The organism is Gardnerella sp. DNF01199S (genome assembly GCF_049244155.1).
Classification (GTDB): domain Bacteria; phylum Actinomycetota; class Actinomycetes; order Actinomycetales; family Bifidobacteriaceae; genus Bifidobacterium; species Bifidobacterium piotii.
The window spans coordinates 16,854-37,371 of the sequence record NZ_CP058380.1; the positions used below are offsets into that span (position 1 = coordinate 16,854).

The 20,518-nt window shown below is 41.0% G+C and carries 19 protein-coding genes; 11 read left to right on the forward strand and 8 right to left on the reverse strand.

The genetic code is table 11. From position 1 onward, the window contains the following. Positions 1-117 precede the first annotated feature (117 nt). Positions 118-753 carry an endonuclease III gene (nth, locus tag HXT45_RS00075; RefSeq protein WP_415704586.1) on the reverse strand — a complete coding sequence of 212 codons (636 nt, stop codon included), beginning with the start codon at positions 751-753 and terminating at the stop codon, positions 118-120. A gap of 34 nt (positions 754-787) precedes the next feature. Beyond that, a complete protein-coding gene (locus HXT45_RS00080; RefSeq protein WP_421781765.1) occupies positions 788-1,603 on the reverse strand; it encodes a winged helix-turn-helix domain-containing protein in 816 nt (271 codons plus the stop codon). 203 nt (positions 1,604-1,806) lie between these two features. Here HXT45_RS00080 and HXT45_RS00085 point away from each other — a divergent pair, with 203 nt between their 5' ends. Beyond that, entirely contained in the window at positions 1,807-2,532 is a 726-nt protein-coding gene (locus HXT45_RS00085; protein ID WP_018644822.1) for a hypothetical protein, read from the forward strand. Positions 2,533-2,724: 192 nt separating this feature from the next. Here the strand turns inward: HXT45_RS00085 and HXT45_RS00090 are convergent, their stop codons facing one another. Beyond that, positions 2,725-3,219: an inorganic diphosphatase gene (locus HXT45_RS00090; protein ID WP_004105658.1), complete on the reverse strand. Its 495-nt coding sequence runs from the start codon at positions 3,217-3,219 to the stop codon at positions 2,725-2,727. Between the two features lie 632 nt (positions 3,220-3,851). Here HXT45_RS00090 and HXT45_RS00095 point away from each other — a divergent pair. The 5 genes from HXT45_RS00095 to HXT45_RS00115 all read left to right on the forward strand — a co-directional run bounded on the left by HXT45_RS00095 (position 3,852) and on the right by HXT45_RS00115 (position 11,173). Continuing rightward, on the forward strand, positions 3,852-6,086 hold the full coding sequence (locus tag HXT45_RS00095) for an acyltransferase family protein (protein ID WP_421781767.1): 2,235 nt from the start codon (positions 3,852-3,854) through the stop codon (positions 6,084-6,086). Positions 6,087-6,142: 56 nt separating this feature from the next. Then, positions 6,143-7,723, forward strand: coding sequence for a glucose-6-phosphate dehydrogenase (gene zwf, locus HXT45_RS00100; RefSeq protein WP_421781769.1), 1,581 nt, complete (start codon positions 6,143-6,145; stop codon positions 7,721-7,723). Continuing rightward, on the forward strand, positions 7,720-8,709 hold the full coding sequence (locus tag HXT45_RS00105) for a glucose-6-phosphate dehydrogenase assembly protein OpcA (RefSeq protein WP_421781771.1): 990 nt from the start codon (positions 7,720-7,722) through the stop codon (positions 8,707-8,709). Before zwf ends, HXT45_RS00105 begins: the two co-directional genes overlap by 4 nt. A 42-nt stretch (positions 8,710-8,751) precedes the next feature. Continuing rightward, a complete protein-coding gene (gene pgl / locus HXT45_RS00110) occupies positions 8,752-9,573 on the forward strand; it encodes a 6-phosphogluconolactonase (RefSeq protein WP_421781773.1) in 822 nt (273 codons plus the stop codon). Positions 9,574-9,835: 262 nt separating this feature from the next. Continuing rightward, positions 9,836-11,173 carry an ATP-binding protein gene (locus tag HXT45_RS00115; RefSeq protein ID WP_116689315.1) on the forward strand — a complete coding sequence of 446 codons (1,338 nt, stop codon included), beginning with the start codon at positions 9,836-9,838 and terminating at the stop codon, positions 11,171-11,173. 71 nt (positions 11,174-11,244) lie between these two features. Here the strand turns inward: HXT45_RS00115 and gndA are convergent, their stop codons facing one another. Then, positions 11,245-12,705 carry an NADP-dependent phosphogluconate dehydrogenase gene (gene gndA / locus HXT45_RS00120; RefSeq protein ID WP_116689314.1) on the reverse strand — a complete coding sequence of 487 codons (1,461 nt, stop codon included), beginning with the start codon at positions 12,703-12,705 and terminating at the stop codon, positions 11,245-11,247. Between the two features lie 437 nt (positions 12,706-13,142). Here gndA and HXT45_RS00125 point away from each other — a divergent pair, with 437 nt between their 5' ends. From HXT45_RS00125 to nrdF, 4 genes are all read left to right on the forward strand, one after another. Beyond that, complete coding sequence (locus tag HXT45_RS00125; RefSeq protein ID WP_016635882.1) at positions 13,143-13,394, forward strand: glutaredoxin family protein; 252 nt, start codon at positions 13,143-13,145, stop codon at positions 13,392-13,394. A gap of 70 nt (positions 13,395-13,464) precedes the next feature. Continuing rightward, on the forward strand, positions 13,465-13,959 hold the full coding sequence (nrdI, locus tag HXT45_RS00130; protein WP_116689313.1) for a class Ib ribonucleoside-diphosphate reductase assembly flavoprotein NrdI: 495 nt from the start codon (positions 13,465-13,467) through the stop codon (positions 13,957-13,959). Positions 13,960-14,036: 77 nt separating this feature from the next. Next, a complete protein-coding gene (nrdE, locus tag HXT45_RS00135) occupies positions 14,037-16,262 on the forward strand; it encodes a class 1b ribonucleoside-diphosphate reductase subunit alpha (RefSeq protein WP_116689312.1) in 2,226 nt (741 codons plus the stop codon). Between the two features lie 82 nt (positions 16,263-16,344). Continuing rightward, entirely contained in the window at positions 16,345-17,424 is a 1,080-nt protein-coding gene (gene nrdF, locus HXT45_RS00140; RefSeq protein WP_004131599.1) for a class 1b ribonucleoside-diphosphate reductase subunit beta, read from the forward strand. A gap of 207 nt (positions 17,425-17,631) precedes the next feature. Here nrdF and HXT45_RS00145 read toward each other — a convergent pair whose 3' ends face one another. The 4 genes from HXT45_RS00145 to HXT45_RS00160 all read right to left on the reverse strand — a co-directional run bounded on the left by HXT45_RS00145 (position 17,632) and on the right by HXT45_RS00160 (position 19,691). Further along, positions 17,632-17,805, reverse strand: a complete 174-nt coding sequence (locus HXT45_RS00145; RefSeq protein ID WP_004110365.1) for a hypothetical protein — start codon at positions 17,803-17,805, stop codon at positions 17,632-17,634. Next, positions 17,802-18,095, reverse strand: coding sequence for a DUF2089 family protein (locus HXT45_RS00150; protein WP_020759138.1), 294 nt, complete (start codon positions 18,093-18,095; stop codon positions 17,802-17,804). The genes HXT45_RS00145 and HXT45_RS00150 overlap by 4 nt, the downstream gene beginning before the upstream one ends. Positions 18,096-18,258: 163 nt before the next feature. Next, positions 18,259-19,104 carry a nucleotidyl transferase AbiEii/AbiGii toxin family protein gene (locus HXT45_RS00155; RefSeq protein WP_116689311.1) on the reverse strand — a complete coding sequence of 282 codons (846 nt, stop codon included), beginning with the start codon at positions 19,102-19,104 and terminating at the stop codon, positions 18,259-18,261. Next, a complete protein-coding gene (locus HXT45_RS00160; protein WP_116689310.1) occupies positions 19,101-19,691 on the reverse strand; it encodes a type IV toxin-antitoxin system AbiEi family antitoxin domain-containing protein in 591 nt (196 codons plus the stop codon). Before HXT45_RS00160 ends, HXT45_RS00155 begins: the two co-directional genes overlap by 4 nt. Before the next feature lie 342 nt (positions 19,692-20,033). Between HXT45_RS00160 and HXT45_RS00165 the strand changes: the two genes are divergently transcribed. After that, complete coding sequence (locus HXT45_RS00165) at positions 20,034-20,495, forward strand: hypothetical protein (protein ID WP_004131591.1); 462 nt, start codon at positions 20,034-20,036, stop codon at positions 20,493-20,495. Positions 20,496-20,518: the final 23 nt, after the last annotated feature.

The following is a 20,518-nucleotide window of genomic DNA, read 5'->3' on the forward strand; positions in this document are numbered from 1 at the left end:
GTTTATATCACCGTTTGAATTTGATTGCCGAATTTATGCACAAAATAGTCTAAAAATATTCTAAAAATATTCTAAAAGGGTTTACTAGACGCCATTAATCTTGTGCAAATTTATTTTCTACAATCTAACCGAGGGGCATAAAAACCTAAGCGGGCAATCGCCGCAGCGCGGATTTCTAGCAATGCAAATCATTCTTCCGTGCAAAATAAGACGATGTGAAAGATTAGTCCATTCTTCTGGAGCAAAACAAGCTGTGACTTCTCGCTCGATTTTTGCAGCATCTTTAGCTTTAGCACTAGCCTCACTAACCCAGCCAAGTCTTGACGTAACGCGCATAACATGCGTATCTACTGGAAATCCTGGAATCTTAAAAGCGTTTCCTAAAACAACGTTTGCTGTTTTTCTTCCTACGCCTGGTAGCTTTGTAAGATCTGCCATATTATTTGGCACAACGCCATTAAAATCTTTAACAAGTTTTTGCGAAAGCTCAATAATATGTTGCGATTTTACTCTATAAAATCCAAGCGAATGAATTATTTCTTGCACGTTGTATATTTGCGCTTTTGCCAAATCAACTGGCGTTGGGTATGCCTTAAAAAGCTTACTCGTAACCAGATTCACGCGCTTATCGGTTGTTTGCGCGCTAAGAACAGTTGCGATTAAAAGCTCAAATGGGTTCGTAAAATTTAGCGCACATTTTGGATTTGGGATTTCTTCGCATAAAATCCTATATTCTTCGCGCATTTTGCGCATTTTGTTTATTTTATCTATCTTAGCCAATATAAGCCTAGTCTAAATCGTTGGAAACGCTTGAATCCTCGGCACGCGAATCGCCAGCATCCGCACTATTGCCATTTTGTGCGTAATCGTCATTTTCTACTTCGTCAACTTGAGCTTCTAATGGGTCGAAACGATATCCAACGTTTCTAACTGTTCCAATAACATGCTCATATTCAACGCCCAACTTTGCGCGAAGCCTACGAATATGAACGTCTACCGTTCGCGTTCCGCCATAGTAATCGTAGCCCCAAACCTCTTGAAGCAAATGCGCACGCGTAAAAACTCTACGAGGATGCTGAACAAAATACTTAAGCAGCTCAAATTCTTTATACGCTAAATCGATAGGCTTTCCGTGCAAGCTAACTGTGTAACTTTGCGTATCTACAACTAAGTCTCCAGAGCACATTTGACCGTTGCTGTTAACTTCAACGCTTGTGGAATCGGCAACAGTAGAGCCAGAAGAAGAATCGGTAGAAACTGCTCTTTTGGCGGCTAATCGCAATCTTCCTTCTACTTCTGCAGGAGAAGCGGTTGTTAGCATAACGTCGCTAACGCCCCAAGATGGGTTTACAACTGTAAAACCGCCCTCTGTAAGAATTAGAATAATAGACATTGTTAAATTAGACGCGCGCACAAGAGAACACAGCGATTTTGCTAAAGATAAGTCTTCTCTAGCATCAACAAGAAGAATAGTATCTTCGGGCATTTTAAGCATGCTAGAAGGTTCCATTGGCACTACGCGCACGCGATGCGAAAGAAGCGTTAGCGATGGCAAAACTTTTGCAGGCGCGGCACAAGAGGTCATCAATGTAATATCCGTCATATTGACACCTCCATAGCGCATAGAATTGAATTAAAATTCAAAATCAAGCTGTTATAAAAAAGAATTGTAATCCATGCTTAAGAAGAATCAAAAAGCGCAAGTGTACGCTTGCATATAAAATGATGTAAATACATGATTAACGAATTAAATACACGGATTGAATACACAGATTGAATACTGCGTAAACGCGATAGGAGCGTACAATGAGCAACAATATTCAGCGCAACAAAATGTATGGTCACATTACGATTGCTGTAACTCAATTTGTTGCTATAGTTCTTTTAGCATCTACTGCAATGCTTCCGTTTGCAACAACAAAAGCAGTTTTAACGGTTTGCATTCTTATTCTTCTTGCTTTAATAACTTTTTGGCCACTCAAAGGCTCCACAGCCGATAAAGCTATTCCTTTTCTTGCATCATTAGCGTCTATGTGGTGCGCAACGCTGGCCTTAAAAGGATGGCTGCCAAGCAGTGTGATTGATGGCGAATCAGAAGTTAGTATTCACAAATTTGTTGCTGCTATTAGACCATACGAACGATGGGCGGTAAACTTTGCGCTAATTCTTGTTGCAGCAACATTTGTTAGTTTTGCTAGACAAATGTTTAGAGAAGATAGGTCTAATCTTGTACGAAACCTATCTCATTGCCTTACTGCAAGTATTGCATGCGCAGCCTTGCCTGGATGGCTTTTCTTGCCGTCAATTATTAAATTCACTTTTTCTGTGCGCGTATTAGAACTTGGCGTGTTAGTGGCAATTCTTGGATTGTTTGTTGTTCTTGTTTTGGCTGGTCTTTCTCACCTTTGGATTAAAGACGCACAATACAATGCTGGAACAGTTTTCCCGCAAATTGGAACAGCTTTGATTCCAATTATGATGTGCGGAATGGTTGTTTACGGAGCTGGATTGGCAATGTTGCTTGTAGCGTAAGCGATTAAAGTTAATGCTAGTTGTTTCACGCACTGTTTCACGCAATATGTTTTATAGATAGCAATGTTTTATAGATAGCAATTACTTATTAAGATATTAAAGATATTAAAAAGTGTCTAACACATAAAATGCGTTAGACACTAATAGATACGTTGTTAAAACGTTCGGAAGCTTTGCGACTAATCGCAAGAACTACTTTTCGCTTTCTTCCAAACGCTTGCGAGCTGCAACGATTTCCTTCTCTGCTTGCTCAACTCCAGCCCAGAAGTCTCCAGGAAGAACTTCCTTGCCTGGCTCCAAAGCCTTGTATTGCTCAAAGAAGTGCTTGATTTCTGCCTTGTGATACTCGTTAACGTCATCAATATCTTTAATATCGTCAAAGCGAACATCTGCTGGCACGCACAAAACCTTGTCATCTCCGCCAGCTTCGTCAACCATGTGGTACAAACCAACAGCGCGGCATTCAACAACGCAACCAGGGAATACGGAATTTGGAATCATAACAAGAGCGTCAAGCGGATCGCCATCTTCGCCCAAAGTGCCATCAATGTAGCCGTAATCATCTGGATAGCCCATTGCAGTGAATAGAGTACGATCCAAAAATACGCGACCAGTTTCGTGATCAACTTCGTACTTATTCTTAGAGCCGCGTGGAATCTCTACCACAACGTTAAATGTTTCTGCCATTTTTACTCCTTAACGTAAAACTTAATGCTTAAGTACATTAGTACGTTTAAGCATTTGTTTATCAATCTAACGTTTGTACATCTAACTTAGACTGTTCAATCTAACTTTAGCGCGCAGCAAAGAGTATATAAAACACTACGCGCACGATAGCAATTCAGAACCAGTTAGATATACAGACTATATGCGGAATATATGCGAGACATATTTGTGTAATATATTTGCGACATGTGAAAAATAGTGCGCAATACGCTTTACGATATATGCACAAGCAAATCGAAGCAAAGCGCAATAATGCGCGATTTAGATAAACACAGAAAAATGGCGACTAACCAATGAGAAAAACACAAAGAAAAATATGAAAAATATTAATAAAAAATATTAATAAAAACAGTAAAACATTTGAGAAATATTTTAGCTCACATTAAAAAAACTCTCGTTAATTACGCAAAAATATGCTAAAAATCAAGGAAAACCTAAGACACGCTATAGGCGTCTTTAGTGTCTTAATACATAGATAATATGACTACGTTTTGGCGCGATACTAATGGGAAAAATCGAACATAAACACTTGTAAAACTGAATACAAAACTGAATACAAAAACACAACAAACACGTATTAAGTTGTAGGCAAGATGACAGAATTGAACAACGCAACAAACGCTGCAAACAAACGCAACGCTGCAATAGACGGCATGCGCGCGATCGCAATTATTGGAATTGTAGCGTTCCACTTGCGTCCAATTGTATTCAACGGCGGCTTTTTAGGCGTAACAATGTTTCTTGTTATGGCAGGATACTTTAGCACCGTATCTTTGCTAAAAATGTTCAGCGAGAATAACAATAAAAATTCGCATTTAGATGGCAACCAAGAAAGCCAGAAGAAAAAATCAAAACTTATTGCCTACTTTAAGTACTTGCTTAAACGCATAAAACGAATATGGCCTTCTACGCTAGGCATTATTGCACTAAGCGCACCACTTATGTGGCTGTTTTCGCCAAGCCTTTTAACAAAGTTGCAATCAGATGCTCTAAGCGGAGCAACATTTAGCAGCAACATGGCGTATGTTTTGCGAAAAGTCTCGTATTTTGAGCAGTCGGGACTACCTTCTCCTATTAAGCATTTATGGTACTTAGGTCTTATTATGCAAATGTTTATTTGCTGGCCAATTATTCTATGCGCAATTCTTAAAATAGTTAAATCAAAGTTTGTGCGAATGCTTGTTACTGCAACGCTTGCGATTGTGTCTGCGCTTACAAGCATTGCAATAACAATTCTTTATGGAGAAGGGCAAACTATTGCACGCGTGTACTACTCTTTAGATACGCGCGCATGTGAATTCTTGATCGGCGCGCTTTTAGCAATGTATTGCACGTGGTTTAGCGGAAAATCTGCTATAAAAATTATTTCAGACGCGGGCCGCTACATTGTTGGAAGCAAAAGCGAAAAAGAGCAAATTGAAAATCAAGAAAATGATTCGCAAAATGGCAAAAACCAAGGCAGACAGCCAATTTTAGAATCCATTGTAGGATTTGCTGCACTAGCGTTTGTTTTGTTCTGCTTTATTAAACAAGACGGACTAAAAACGTGGATTGTGTACGGCGGTTACGCACTTTTTGCAATAGTTTGCGCGATTTTAATGTATACTTGCACGCTAAAAAACAACATTTGCGCAAAGATACTTGGCACTAGCGCATTAAGCTACTTAGGCAAGAGATCTTTTGCGATTTATCTTGTTCATTTTCCTATACTCGAAGTCTTAAATCCTGCAACTAGAACAACGCACATAACGCTATTTGAGCAGATTTTGCAATGCGTGATTGTTGTTGCAATAGCTGAAGTTTTTTACAGAATTTTTGAAATGCCATTTGCCAGCAAGCATATGACTTTTAGCATTAGCAGTGTTAGCGCAAAATCAAAAGATGAATCGAAAGACGGCTCAAAAGACGAAAATAAAAACCTTGATCTTTCTAGCGATACTTTAAGCGTTAAAAGCAAGAACATTAAGCTACCATTTGTTCTACGAAGGCTTGCGATTACTGTGTGTGCAGCGGCGTGCTTAGTGATAATCGCAGCTCCACTAAATTGGAGCACCATTGCACAAGAAAGGTCAATACAATTAAGGCCAGAACTAGCAAGTCAAGAACAAAACAATAAACCTCATTCGCAAAATGGCAAGAAAAAGCCAAAGACAGATCAAAGCTCAAAGTCAGGAAACAAGTCAAACACAAAGTCAAAGCAAAATCAAAAAAGAAAAGTGGGCGGAAAGCGCGAAAATATAGCAAAACAAACGCTTCCAACAAAGCCAAGCGCGCATAGAGTTCTAAACCCAATCGCAGAAAAAGTGCCAGCAAACATAAACACAAAACCTTGGAAAATTGACTCAAAACAAGACGTTTGCACGGCAGACATAACAATGGTTGGAGACTCAGTAACCGAAGGCGCAAAACCGTACCTTATAAAAGCTCTACCAAACGCTTGGATTGACGGAAAAGTTAGCAGGCAGATTTTCCACGGTGCCGAAGACTACCAAAAAGACATAGCAGAAAAACACCCTGGAAGTGTTGTAATCTACGAACTTGGAACCAACGGGCCGCCTAGAGACGAGTCAGTTTTACAAAACATGGTGAATATTACTGGCGGAAAGCCCGTGTACTTTGTAACAACTCGCGTGCCGCAACCTTGGCAAGACGAGACGAACGCAAAATTGCGCGCATTTGCATCAAAGCGTAAAAACGTTGGAATTATTGACTGGAATGGCACGAGTGCAGGTCATAGCGAATTTCTAACAGATGACGGAATACACTTAACGCCTATTGGCGGGCCACAATATGCACGAATGATACGACTAGCAGTGTGCGGCGGATGACTTGCGCATAGCAAAACAAACTGCCCAAATCACGTCAAAATATTACGATGGTATATATGAGTGAGTTAATAACCCCATTTTCCCAAAGCAATAAGGGCGATTCGATTGCAGAATGGAAGAATCCTCTGCGAGACCCGCGCGACTTGCGACTAGCTAAAATCGCAGGCCCGTGCAGCCTTGTTATATTTGGAATCACGGGCGATTTAGCTAGAAAAAAGCTAATGCCAGCCGTATACGATTTGGCAAATCGAGGACTTTTGCCGCCTGGATTTGGACTTACGGGATTCGCCAGACGCGACTGGACAGATGAGCATTTTGTAAACTTTGTGCGAGAAAATATTCAACAGCATTGCCGTACGCCATTTTGCGAATCCACTTGGATTAATCTTGCAAAAGGCATACGTTTTGTTCGCGGCACATTCGACGACGCAAGCGCTTTCGAGCGATTAAGTAAAACCGTAAGTGAACTAGACAGAGATCGCGGAACTCGCGGAAATCACGCGTTCTACATGTCGGTTCCGCCATCCAGCTTCCCTGTTGTAGCGCAGCAATTGGCTGCATCGGGGCTCTCACACTCCTCCGAGCATGCGTGGCGACGAGTGATAATCGAAAAACCTTTTGGCCACGATTTAGCAAGCGCACAAGAGCTGGATCGCGTAGTTTCCGAGGTTTTTGACCCTAATTCCGTGTTCCGCATAGACCACTATTTAGGCAAAGAAACTGTGCAAAATCTGCTTGCTTTGCGCTTTGCAAACGCAATGTATGAGCCAATTTGGAACGCTAATTATGTTGACCACGTGCAAATCACTATGGCAGAAGACATTGGCATAGGTGGCAGAGCTGGATATTATGACGGCATTGGCGCTGCGCGAGATGTTATTCAAAACCACTTGCTTCAACTAATGGCACTCACCGCTATGGAAGAGCCTGTAAGCTTTAGTGCTAGCGATTTAACAGCAGAAAAAACTAAAGTCTTGTCTGCTATACGCCTGCCTAAAGATTTGTGCGCAAACACTGCAAGAGGCCAATACGCAGAAGGCTGGCAGGGGTCATATAAGGCTATTGGATATTTGCAAGAGCAAGGAATTAGCCCAGATAGCACTACAGAAACGTATGCTGCTGTGCGATTAGACGTAGACACTCGCCGATGGGCTGGAGTGCCATTCTACTTGCGAACTGGCAAGCGCTTAGGTAAGCGCGTTACAGAGATTGCTGTGATTTTTAAGCGCGCTCCACACTTGCCTTTTGAGACTACTGCTGTTCGCGAACTTGGAAACAATGCGATTGTGATTCGCGTTCAGCCAGACGAAGGCGTAACAATGCGATTTGGCGCAAAAGTGCCAGGCGGAACGTCTATGGAAGTTCGCGATGTTTCTATGGACTTTAGCTATGGAAGATCTTTTACAGAAAACTCTCCAGAAGCCTACGAGCGCCTTATTTTAGACGTTTTACTTGGCGAGCCGCCACTCTTCCCAACAACGCAAGAGGTTGATTTAAGTTGGAAGATTTTGGATCCGATTGAAGATTTTTGGGCTTCGCTTAACACGCGTCCGCAACCATACCGAGCTGGAACATGGGGGCCTGAAGAGGCAGATCAAATGCTTGCGCGCGATAATCGCCATTGGAGGCTGCCATGATTATTAATCTTCCTAACACAAACACGTCTAAAATCTCCGCAAAAATCGACGAGCTCCACGAAGAACGAGGCGAATCCGCCACTGGCCGCGTGCTCACTCTTCTTATTGACACCACTCTTAAAGAGCTTGAAAATGCGCTTGGAGCAGCAAACGCAGCCAGTCGAGAGCACCCTTGTCGCGTTATCGCGATTGTTCGCGATTGGCAAAGCGCTAATGCAAGTTTGCATAATCAAAATCAAGACAATCAAGAAAATCAAGAAGAAGAAACGCCAAACTTAGACGCTCAAGTGCGATTTGGCGCAGATGCTGGAGCAGGCGAAATCATTATTCTCTATCCGCATAATGACCTTGTTCGTCACCCAGATACGCTTGTTATTCCGCTTCTTGTTCCAGACGCGCCTATTGTTGCATGGTGGCCTACAAACGCTCCAGAAAATCCTTCTAAAGACTTGCTTGGAGCTATGGCAAGCAGCAGAATCACAGACGCTCAGCGCGCCAGCAACACTCTTGAAACTGTACAAAATCTGCGAAAAAACTGGTCTTCTAAAGACGTTGATCTTTCTTGGACTCGTATTACGTCTTGGCGTGCAATGCTGGCTTCCATGCTTGATCAGCCGCCTCACTTGCCGATTCTTAGCGTTAAAGTTAGCGGCCCTAAGCATTACGTTCCACTGCATTTGCTTGCGCAATGGCTAAAAATCTCACTTAATGTTCCTGTAGAAATTGTTGAAGATTCAAGCGCGCATGCAATTACGGAAGTAAGTCTTAAGCGACAAGATGGCGAGCTTTCGCTTGTGCGACCTTCCGGCAGCAGCCAAGCAATAATAAGTCTTCCTGGGCAAGCTTCTCAGCCTATTTCTATGCCTATTCGTTCTTTGCAAGACTGCTTAAGTGAAGAATTACGCAGAATTGACCCAGATGAGATTTATGCACAGCTTATTCACGCAAATTATTGCACAATGCAGAGTAACGAACTTGCAAGATAACGAACTCTAATACAACAAGTAGAAATAATAAAAGGATTCATTATGGCTGAAGATTTTAGATTTGCGCATAACGCAACAGTGTACGGCTACGATAATCAAGATATTATAGCTGCTGTTGCTGCACAAAAACTTGCGACTTTGATTATGCAATGGCAGAACAATGTTGAAAATCTTAATAAGCCATTCCATCTTTTGCTAACAGGTGGAACAGATTCAATTCGCATGTTTCAAATGCTAGCTAGCAATCTGTTACTTCCAGCAATCAACTGGTCTAATGTGCATATTTGGTGGGCAGATGAGCGTTTTGTAGCTTATAACAGCAGCGATCGCAATGCGCACAAGGCTCGCGAGCTACTTCTTAACATGCTTAGCGATCACAAAGTTTTGCAGGAGTCTCATATTCACGAAATGCCTGCAGATGAGCGTAATGCGGAGGAAATTGCAAAAGCCAGCGACGCTGAAAATGACGCTATTTTAGACGCTGCTGCACGCGAATACGAAGAAGAAATTATAGGATTACTTGGCAAAGAGCCAGTGTTTGATTTGGCGATTCTTGGCATGGGACCAGACGCACATATGGCTTCTCTTTTCCCAGGATTGCCACAAATTCATAATCGCAATCGCATAGTTTTAGGCGTGAATCACTCCCCTAAGCAGCCGCCAATGCGATTAACGCTTAGCGTTCCCGTGCTGGCTCATAGCCGCCGCACTTGGTTCTTAACTGCTGGCGAGCAAAAAGGAAAAGCTTTAATGAACGCGCTTTCTGGGAGCAATAACCCAGACTATCCTGCTTCCTTTGCTAACGGAAGTGAAGAAATCGCGTGGCTAACCACCGCCGAAACTTTGCAAGCAGCCATTCAGTAATCTGCATAATATTCAATCAACTAAAAATTGAATGAACATAGCCTAGATGTCGCATTTGCGAAAATATGGCTTTCAAAACATGGCGCATTTGGGAAAAACAGCCCCTAAAAACATGGCGCATTTGCGAAAATCTGCTTGACAAAACATGGCGCATTTGCGAAAATCTTTATAAAACCGTTGAAATTACAGGGAAAACTGCATTCGGTAACACTTGAACAAATCAAACACAAATTTACAATCTAAGAAAGAGCGCAAAACCCACATGTTTGATAGAAAAATATACAAAGAAATGCTGAAATGGAAGCATGAATATGCACCAAATTATGCGCTTTTTCTTAAGGGAGCAAGACGAGTCGGTAAAACGACGTTAGCAGAAAAGCTTGGAAAAGAAGAATACAAGTCTTATATTCTGATTCGTTTCGATCAAACCGAAGAAGATATTAATCAGCTTTTTATAAACAGTCTAAGAGATTTAGATACTCTATTTAACACGATACAGTTAGCTTACAATACCAGACTTTATAAGCGAGAATCTCTTATAATACTTGACGAAATACAACTATTTCCGCAAGCTCGGCAAGCAATAAAAACTCTGCTTGAAGACGCTCGCTATGATTACATTGAAACAGGCTCACTTGCTTCTATTACAAAGAAAAGCAAGGATATTCTCATACCCTCAGAAGAGTACACGCTAGAAGTACTTCCACTTGACTATGAAGAGTATTTATTAGCGAACAATAACAACATGATTTTCCCTACTATTAAAGATCACTTTGACTCACTTAAACCTATGGGCAGTATGCACCAGAGCGTAATGAAGTCTTTCAGAGAATACATGCTGGTTGGTGGAATGCCACAAGCTGTTCAAGCATACGTTGATACAAAAGATTTTGCGAAGGTTGATTTTGCTAAACAGCAAATAATCAATCTTTATAAGCAAGATATGCAAGATCAGGAAGAAGAGAACCCTACTTACGTAACTAATTTTTTCGATAGAGTTCCTGCAGAGCTTTCCAAACACGACAAGCGTTACGTGCTATCCCACGTAGATTCCAACGCGCGTATTAAAGAATATAGGGATCCAATACGTTGGCTAGAAGAAGCAATGATAATAAATATTGCAAACAGCGTTGAAGACCCAAGTGTAGCTTTAAATCTATCTACTATCAACCCTTCCTTCAAATGCTACATGATGGATACAGGACTGTTAACTTCATTAGCATACAAAGATAGACCTTACTTAGAAAATGAACTTTATAAGGCAATTCTGCTAGACAAACTACATGTTAATGAAGGAATGATAATAGAAAATATTGTCTCACAGTGTCTAAAAGCAAATGGACACAATGCTTATTTTTACAAAAAAACAAGTACCGATACCAAAAAAACAGTGATGGAAATAGATTTTCTCTTACGAAAAAATAACAAGATTATTCCAGTAGAAGTGAAATCTGGCAGTAGCAAAAGTGTAAAGTCAATTACAAACTTTATGGAAGCTTTTAGTCAAACCAGCAGCGAAGGAATCGTGCTTCACCACGGAGAAATTAAGCGCGAAGGCAAACTGCTTTACTTACCGTACTACATGGCTTCTGTGTTGTAAAAACAAGGCGTCGCATGCAAAACCTATACATGCGACGCTTACGCAAGAATTATTTTTAGATTATATTAGTTTTAATCTTGCTTTACTTCTGGGCGATTAGACTCTGCCCACAAAGTGTGGAATACGCCTGGCTCGTCAATGCGACCGTATGTGTGTGCACCGAAGAAATCGCGCTGAGCTTGAATAAGCGATGCTGGCAAACGCTTGGAACGCAAACCATCGTAGTATGCCAGCAAACTGGAGAATGCTGGAACAGGCACACCATGCTCCACTGCGCGCGCAATAACACGTCGCCAAGCAGCTTGCGACTTTTCAATAGCATCCTTAAAGTACGGCGCAAAAAGCAAGGAAACACTTGCCTGCCCAGATTCAAATGCCTCGGAAACGCGGTTTAAGAATTGCGCACGAATAATGCATCCGCCGCGCCAAATGCGAGCAACAGCAGCCTGGTCAATCTTCCAATCATGCTCAATTGCAGCAGCAGCAATCTCGTCAAATCCTTGCGCATAAGAAACAATCTTAGAAGCGTACAAAGCTTGGCGAATATCCTCAATAAATGCCTTACGCTCAGAATCATTCAAATCAAAATGCATATCTGGGCCAGTCAATCCCTGGTTTTCAGCAGCTTCACGCAAAGCAACTTGGCTAGAAAGTCCGCGAGCAAACACAGCTTCTGCAATACCCGTTACAGGGATTCCAAGCGAAAGCGCAGATTGCACAGTCCAAGTACCCGTGCCCTTCATGCCAGCGTGATCCACCATCATTTCAACCAAAGGCTTACCAGTCTTAGCGTCTTTCTGGCGAAGCACATCCGCAGTAATCTCAATCAAATAAGAATCAAGCTCGCCCTTGTTCCACTCGCTAAACACATCTGCAATGTCTTCGGACTTCATGCCCAAACCGCGAAGCATTAAATCGTAGCTTTCGGCAATAAGCTGCATATCCGAGTACTCGATGCCATTGTGAACCATTTTCACAAAGTGACCAGCGCCATCAGTGCCTATATGCGTTACGCAAGGCTCGCCTTCTGCAACAGCCGCAATCGACTTTAAGATAGGGCCGAGCGTCTTCCAAGATTCCTCCGTTCCACCAGGCATCATCGAAGGGCCGCGCAAAGCACCTTCTTCTCCGCCAGAAACACCACAACCAACGTAGTGAAGACCGCGCGCGCGAATGTTTTTCTCTCGGCGAATCGTGTCTTCAAAGTAGGAGTTTCCGCCGTCAACGATAATATCTCCTGGCTCCATAGCATTTGCAAGCTCTTCAATAACAGCGTCTGTAGGGGCACCAGCTTTTACCATAATGATTGCTGTGCGTGGGCGCTTAAGCGAAGCAACAAATTCTTCAACGGTTTTAGCAGGAACGAAAGCACCTTCGCTGCCGTGCTCATTCATCAAGGTTTCTGTGCGCGAATAATGACGATTATAAACAGCAACAGTATTTCCGTGATGCGCAAGATTACGCGCTAAATTCGATCCCATTGCAGCCAAGCCAACAACGCCAATATTTGCTCTAGCTTGAGTTTCCGCCATTTTGCACCTCTATCTTTTAATATTTATAATCGTAATATTTATAACCGTTTTATTATTTTATGATTGTTTTATTTTTAACACTTAATCAATCAAAACACACTTTTTAAAGTTTATCTGCCTATATGCACAAGCATTTTTGTTGCGATAACAAGGCGTACTGCATAGCTCGCGCATTAATGGCAATTTTGTGATAAAGATTACATTTTTACTTTTATTAGTCGCTATTTAGAAAGCATAAATACCGCTTAAATCTTATAGACACGCGTGATAATCAAAATTTGGACACACTAAATATAGGGATTATCCATACAACACGCCACTACAAATAGTGTTAAGTGGTAGTAGACTGTTAAATCGTGCCCAAAAGCACAAACTTAAATAATCATAAAGAAAAAGCGTTAAATACGCACAATACACACAACGAAGGGAGACGAACCGTGACTATTACAGTTTTCACAAAGCCACATTGCCCACAGTGCGATGCCACAAAGCGTCAATTCACTAAGCTAGGCGTGAATTTTGAAACAGTAGATTTAACTCAAAGCCCTTCTACTTTAGACCAATTGCGCGCAGCAGGATATCGCCAAGCGCCAGTGGTGATTACTCCAAACTCGTCGTGGAGTGGGTATCGCCCAGATTTGATTGCACAAATCGCAAGTCAATTAGAAGATAACAATCAAAACGATTAAAGCAGTCAAAAATCAACAATCAAAATATGCAAAGCAGTCAAAATAATCAAAGCAATTAAGAAGCATAAAAATGTGTGATCAAGAAAATATGTCACAACCAAGCGAGCCAGAAGCGCGCGCACAAGGCGAATCAATCGGAGCTGTAGTCTATTTTTCTTCCGTCTCCGAAAACACACTACGATTCGTGAAAAATTGCGATTTTCCAAGCAACAATGTGAACGTGTATCGCATACCGCTTCGTCCAAAAGAGCCAGAATTGCACGTGCGCGAACCATACGTTTTGATTGTGCCAACTTACGGCGGCGGAAATATTTCTAAAGCAATACCAATGCAAGTGCGCAAATTCCTAAACAATCGCGAAAATCGTTCGTTTATTCGCGGCGTAATATCTTCTGGAAATACGAATTTTGGAGACGCATATTGCGCTGCAGGCGGTCAAATTGCTGGAAAATGCGCAATTCCAAACATGTATTCGTTTGAGCTTACGGGAACTCAAGAAGATATAGAAAAAGTAGCGCAGGGAATACCAAGATTTTTAAGGCAATTAAAAGAAGCAGATAAATAAAGATAAACAAACAAAAACAACAAAACAATTCAGCGTTTGAAAAGCAAAAACAACGCACAAGGAAAGGAATAAAACCCATGAATAGCACGGATCCGATGAGCGAATCTACTTCGCTTAATCTTGATCACACTGACGATGCCAGCACTGCTAGCAGCACAACTGCCGATCGCATTCGCAACAGCCGCGACTACCATGTTCTTAACGCTATGCTCGGCCTTTTTGACCCAGAAAAAGGCATTCAGTTTGATAAAGATCAGGAAGCAGAAAAGCTTTACGTTTCGGGTTACGTGCAAGAACACAGCATGAAGTTTGCTTCCACTCGCGAGCGCTTGAACTATTTGATTAGCAACTACTACTACAACGGCAACGTTTTCCACAAATATAGCGACGAGTTTCTAGATAAGTTCTATGAGCACGCTGAGGCCGCTCACCACACTTTCGGCACATTCTTGGGCGCTTTTAAGTTCTACACTTCTTACGCTTTAAAGACTTTCGACGGCAAGCAATATTTGGAAAACTTCGCTCAGCGCGCAGCTGCCGTAGCTTTGGAACTTGCAGATGGCGATGAAAAAGCAGCGCTCAACTATTTGGACGAAATGCTTGCAGGCCGATTCCAGCCAGCTACCCCAACGTTCTTGAATCTTGGTAAAGCTCAGCGCGGAGAGGCCGTGAGCTGCTTCCTTGTGCGCTTGGAAGATAACATGGAGTCTATTGCACGCGGAATTAACTCTGCTTTGCAGCTTTCTAAGCGTGGCGGCGGCGTTGCTCTGCTTCTTACTAATTTGCGCGAGCTTGGCGCTCCTATTAAGCGCATCGAAAATCAGTCGAGCGGCGTTGTGCCTGTTATGAAGCTTTTGGAAGATTCATTCTCTTATGCTAATCAGCTTGGCGCTCGTCAGGGCGCTGGTGCCGTGTATATTAACGCTCACCACCCAGATATTATGCGTTTCCTCGACACTAAGCGCGAGAACGCAGACGAGAAGATTCGTATTAAGTCGCTTTCTTTGGGTGTTGTGATTCCAGATATTACTTTTGAGCTTGCTAAGCGTAAGGAAAAGATGGCTTTGTTTAGCCCTTACGACGTTGAGCGTGAGTACGGAAAGCCTTTTGCAGACATCTCCGTTACCGAGCATTACGATGAGATGGTTGCAAATCCTCGTATTCACAAGAAGTACATCGACGCTCGCGAATTCTTTATGACTCTTGCAGAGATTCAGTTTGAGTCTGGCTACCCTTACATTTTGTTTGAAGATACTGTAAATCGCACAAATCCTATTGAGGGCCGCATTACTATGAGTAACTTGTGCTCCGAGATTTTGCAAACTCAAGAAGCAAGCACTTATAACGCTGACTTGTCTTATAGTCACGTTGGCCGCGATATTTCTTGCAATCTTGGCTCGCTTAATATTGCTAAGGCAATGGATGGCAACCTGGGCGCAAGCGTTGATTTGGCTGTGCGCGCGCTCACTTCTGTATCCGAGCACACTTCGATTGATTCTGTGCCTTCGATTCGTCGCGGAAACGCAGAAGGCCATGCTATTGGCTTGGGTCAAATGAATTTGCACGGTTTCCTTGCTAGAGAGCACATGCAATACGGAAGCGAGGAAGCTCTTGACTTTACAGACATGTACTTTATGACGGTTGCCTACCACTCTTATAAAGCTTCTCACGCTTTGGCTGTAGAGCGCGGCCACGCTTTTGCAAGCTTTAAGACTAGCGCTTACGCTAAGCCTGCAGGCAAAGGCAACTACTTCGATAAGTACACTGATGGCAGCCGCTCGCTTGAGCCTAAAACTCAAAAGGTTCGCGATTTGTTTGCGCGTTTTAACGTTGCAATTCCAACCGTTTCGGACTGGGAGCAGTTGCGCGACGAGATTTTGCGCGATGGCATTTACAACGAGTATTTGCAAGCTGTTCCTCCAACTGGTTCCATCTCGTACATAAACCATTCCACGAGTTCGATTCACCCGATTGCTTCTCGCATTGAGATTCGTAAAGAGGGTAAAGTTGGACGCGTCTACTACCCTGCTGCATACATGACGAATGACAATATGCAGTACTTTAAGGATGCTTACGAGATTGGTTGGAAGGCAATTATTGACACTTACGCGGAGGCAACTCAGCATGTGGATCAGGGATTGTCTCTTACTTTGTTCTTCCCAGACACTACGACTACTCGCGATTTGAACAAAGCTCAGATTTACGCGTGGCGTAAGGGAATTAAGACTCTTTACTACATTCGTATTCGCCAGAAGGCTTTGGAAGGTACGGAAATCGAAGGTTGCGTAAGCTGCACGCTGTAAGTCGTAACGCTGAAAATCTTTCGCAAATTAAATCAAAAACTTAAAAATTTTATAAAACGTAAACACAGAATCAGGAGTAATTATGACAGAACTCAGCCCAACCGAGCTTAGAAGTAGCCTCGATAAGCCTTTCGGCACAAATCGCGTAATCGCAGATGACGCTATGATGGCAGCTTCTATCACACCAGCTCAGTATCGCTATCATCACGGTTCGCGCGTGCGCCCAGTTAATTGGAACAATATTATTGACGACAAGGATTTGGACGTTTGGAATCGTCTTATTGCTAACTTCTGGCTTCCAGAAAAAGTTCCGCTGAGCAATGATATTCCTTCTTGGCGTTCCCTCACCGATCTTGAGCGCAAGACCACTACTCGCGTTTTTACAGGCTTGACTTTGCTTGATACCAGCCAGGCAACTATTGGTGAGCTTTGCCAGATTGAGCACGCGCGCACGGAGCACGAGCAGGCTATTTACACGAATATTGCTTTTATGCAGTCGATTCACGCGCGCTCCTACTCCTCTATTTTCTCTACCCTTTGCTCTAGCGAAGAGATTGACGAGGCTTACCGTTGGGCTGTTGGAAACGACGTTTTGCAGCAGCGCGTTACCACCGTGCTTTGCGAGTATGAGAGCGAAGATCCACTTAAGCGCAAGATTGCAGCGACTATGCTTTCTTCACTTCTTCTTTACGCGGGTTTCTATTTGCCACTTTACTTTGCTTCTCGCGGCAAGATGATGAACACTGCCGATATGATTCGCTTGATTTTGCGCGATAAAGCGATTCACGGCTACTATTCTGGCTACAAGTTCCAGCGCGGTTTGGAGCTTAGAAGCGAGAACGATAAGAAGAATCTTGAAAAGTTCACTATGAACTTGCTCGATACTTTGTACGATTTAGAAGTTGAGTATTCTGGTCAGATTTACGAAGGATTTGACTTCCACGATGACGTTTTTGACTTCGTACGTTATAACGCTAACAAGGCTTTGATGAACCTTGGCTACCCTGCTAAGTACAGCGAAGAAGAAACTCACGTAAGCCCAGAAATTCTTGCGGCTCTTTCTCCTGCTGCCGACGAAAATCACGACTTCTTCTCTGGCTCTGGTTCCAGCTACATTATGGGCAAGTCTGTTGAAACTGACGACGACGATTGGGATTTCTAGTCACTTAGTTGTTTCATTGCTTCGTTAATTAGTTAATTAATCAGGTTGCTTATGTACTTTTCATAAGCAACCTCTTTTTTTTTATTTAATTATTTAAGAATATTTACATTTTGTAACTATTCTTAAATATCCGCGTACTTACTGAGTTATCGTGGCAGAAATTGCAAAAATTGCAAAAACTGCCACGATAACTTGGTATTTCGTGTTTTATAAGTCCTGTAATGCAATTCTTTTATCTTCTGCAGACTGCTTAGATGACTTATCGTCTTTCTTAAGAGAATGCGCATATCGAATAAGACTTCTTGCAATAAAGAACACTAAAGCACATATGGCAAGTGCAATAAGAATGTCGATTATCGGACCAAATAATGCATAGCTCATGATTCATCCTTTCTTTTTCTATATTCGTTTATGAGTGTTCGAGCTGTATCAACATCGTATTTATCGTCAATAGCAAGACTCTTTACTAAAAGAACGAACGGGTCTTCTGGCTCATTGTCGCTTATGCGCAGTTTTTCAATGAGCTTGTTAAGCCTGATTCTCATCGTTGGGTAAGAGACTTGATACATTTGCGACATTTCTTTTAACGATCCAGACGATAATACAAAGTTCTTTATAAACGACATATCTTCGTCTGTGAGATTAGCCATCCATTTTGGAATATGATCCATATCACCCCTTTCGTCAACCTATAAAACTTTAATTAAATTAAACTTTTATTAAAAATATTAAAGTTGTTGTGTGAGTTTGTCAAGAATGAACATGAGAGATATGACACAAAGCGACATTTTTATGTCGCCAAAATTGTCGCTTTGTCGCCAATGAATACAAAATTTAATCATTTTGCTTAGCGTTAAGAACGTTCAATAAGTTTATAATTTCATCAAGTACGCTTGAAAATGTTATTCCTTTTGTATAACTATATTTTTTCGAATAATTTTGCCACTGTTGATTTTGCGCATAATCAGTTTTAAAAGACTCTAGAAGCTTAATTATCCTATTAAAATCTAATTCTGTTTCACGATATAAGAAAGTTCTTTGGCAAGCTATCACTAATTGCGAAAAATCAATATCATTCTTTTTTAATTTTAAAAGAATAAAAATATCATAAAAATCTTTACTGCGACTATTTAAAAAATTGCGTGAATAAATAGTCTGAAGCTTTTCCGCTAATATACTTTCAACATTATAAGCAATAATTGGGAATGTTTCATCAGTAAAAATAGCTTTATAGTAGTAATTTACTGGCTGTGGCGTAACAACATCACCAGTAGCAATATCCAAATGAACAATTTGTTTAATATTTTCCAGCTCACACAAAATTGTTGCGCGATATCCTCCATAATCATCGCTTTCTTTAATAGCCGTAATAGACTGAATAGAAAAACTTATATTATCTTTTGAATTTGCAAAAACTTCTGTCAGTTGTTTTTGAACTTTTTCTTCTGAAAGTTCCATTTTATGAAACTGAAAGTCAATATCCACCGTACTGCGGGAATTGATACCTATTATGTTTGACAGAAGGAATCCACCTTTGAAAACATAGTGATTTGAATAATGGCTTTGGCTTAATCTTTTCAAAATAACTTCAAGAAAATAATAAGTCATAACAGAATTAAATGTTAAACCAGTCTTTGCAGACATTTTATGACACAATGCTGTTAATTTTGCCTTATTCACAGTAGCACTTCCAGTGTTTGCTTAATTTTATTGGATATATTCATTTTTGTTGCATACTCATGAAGTTTTATAAGATCTTTCCCATTGTACTTACTATAAGCTTGAAGAGTTTTAACAAAGAGTTCAGAATCAATGCTGTTTCTGTTTATTATAAAATCACAAATAATACGTTCAAAATCATAGACACGTACTTTATTCCCCATTGGGGTAGCCGTTGTAGTAACACCTAACTTGCTATACAATCTTGAAACCCAATGAATAGCTAAATTTGAGGGTGGATTATTAAAACGATATCCTCTAGGAACGCTTACTTCAAAATGTTGTGGAATTTCATCTGTAAAACCTTGAAGATAAAGAGCTGAAACATAAGAGAATACGGCCTGTGGATAACGATATTGAAAGAAGTAATATTCGTCATAATCACCATTGGAAGATAGGAAAATCCCCCTTTCAATTCGATTAAGAACACCTTCGTTTTTCAAACGAGTTAAATATATAGTTGGAATATCTAATGTTTTACAATCCTTGTATGTAATTATTCCATGATTATTATCTAAATAGTTAAGGAGTATCTCTTTGTTTGACACAATAGCCTCACTTCTGTTGCTTTCATACTAATATTTTATATTTTTTGTAGTGTAAAAGCAACAAAGAATTGCAACGCTATATTTTTAAGCACGTTATCGTGGCAGAAATTGCAAAATTAGCAAAAATTGCCACGATAACTCCATAAGTACGCGGACATTTAAAAATAGCTTCAAAATGTAAATATTCTTAAATGTTGATTGTTGAGAACATGCAAACTGCTAATAGTAAAAGTTTTCTAAAAGCACTATCGTTAAAAATAGGTACGCCTATTTGTGTAGATAAAATTTGAACGTTAGCATGTTGGTAATTCACAAAACAGGAATCACAAGGAGGTGCTTATTATGACTAATCCTTTGCGCGGTATACGAGAAGAAGATATCGTCAAGTACTTTAAAGATCACAATCTTTCAGTTGATAAGACGTATGTATTTACAATGAAATACGACCCTTGGTGGAAAGATTTAATCAAACTATTTTTGTTACCTAAATTATTCTATGTAGAGCAAGGCGTTGCTGCGCGTATTATTGCTGCCACTAATAATGAGTTTATTGTTGTTAATCCGAATGTAATTTTAGGCTCGGGTAATCTAGCTAAATTAGACGATAAGTATCTTCGTCGTATTGCGTGGAATCAACTCACTAATTTTGAAGTTATAAATAAGCCAACAACTCAAATAATTCGTTTTACTGCGAATGGTAAAACCGAAGAATGGAGTGTGCCAACGGAAAGTGCTAGCGTATGGCACTTTAATGTGTACAATCTTGATAATTTGAGAAAAACAATACAATCGCACATCTCTTGATAAGTGGATTCCAAAACAAGATA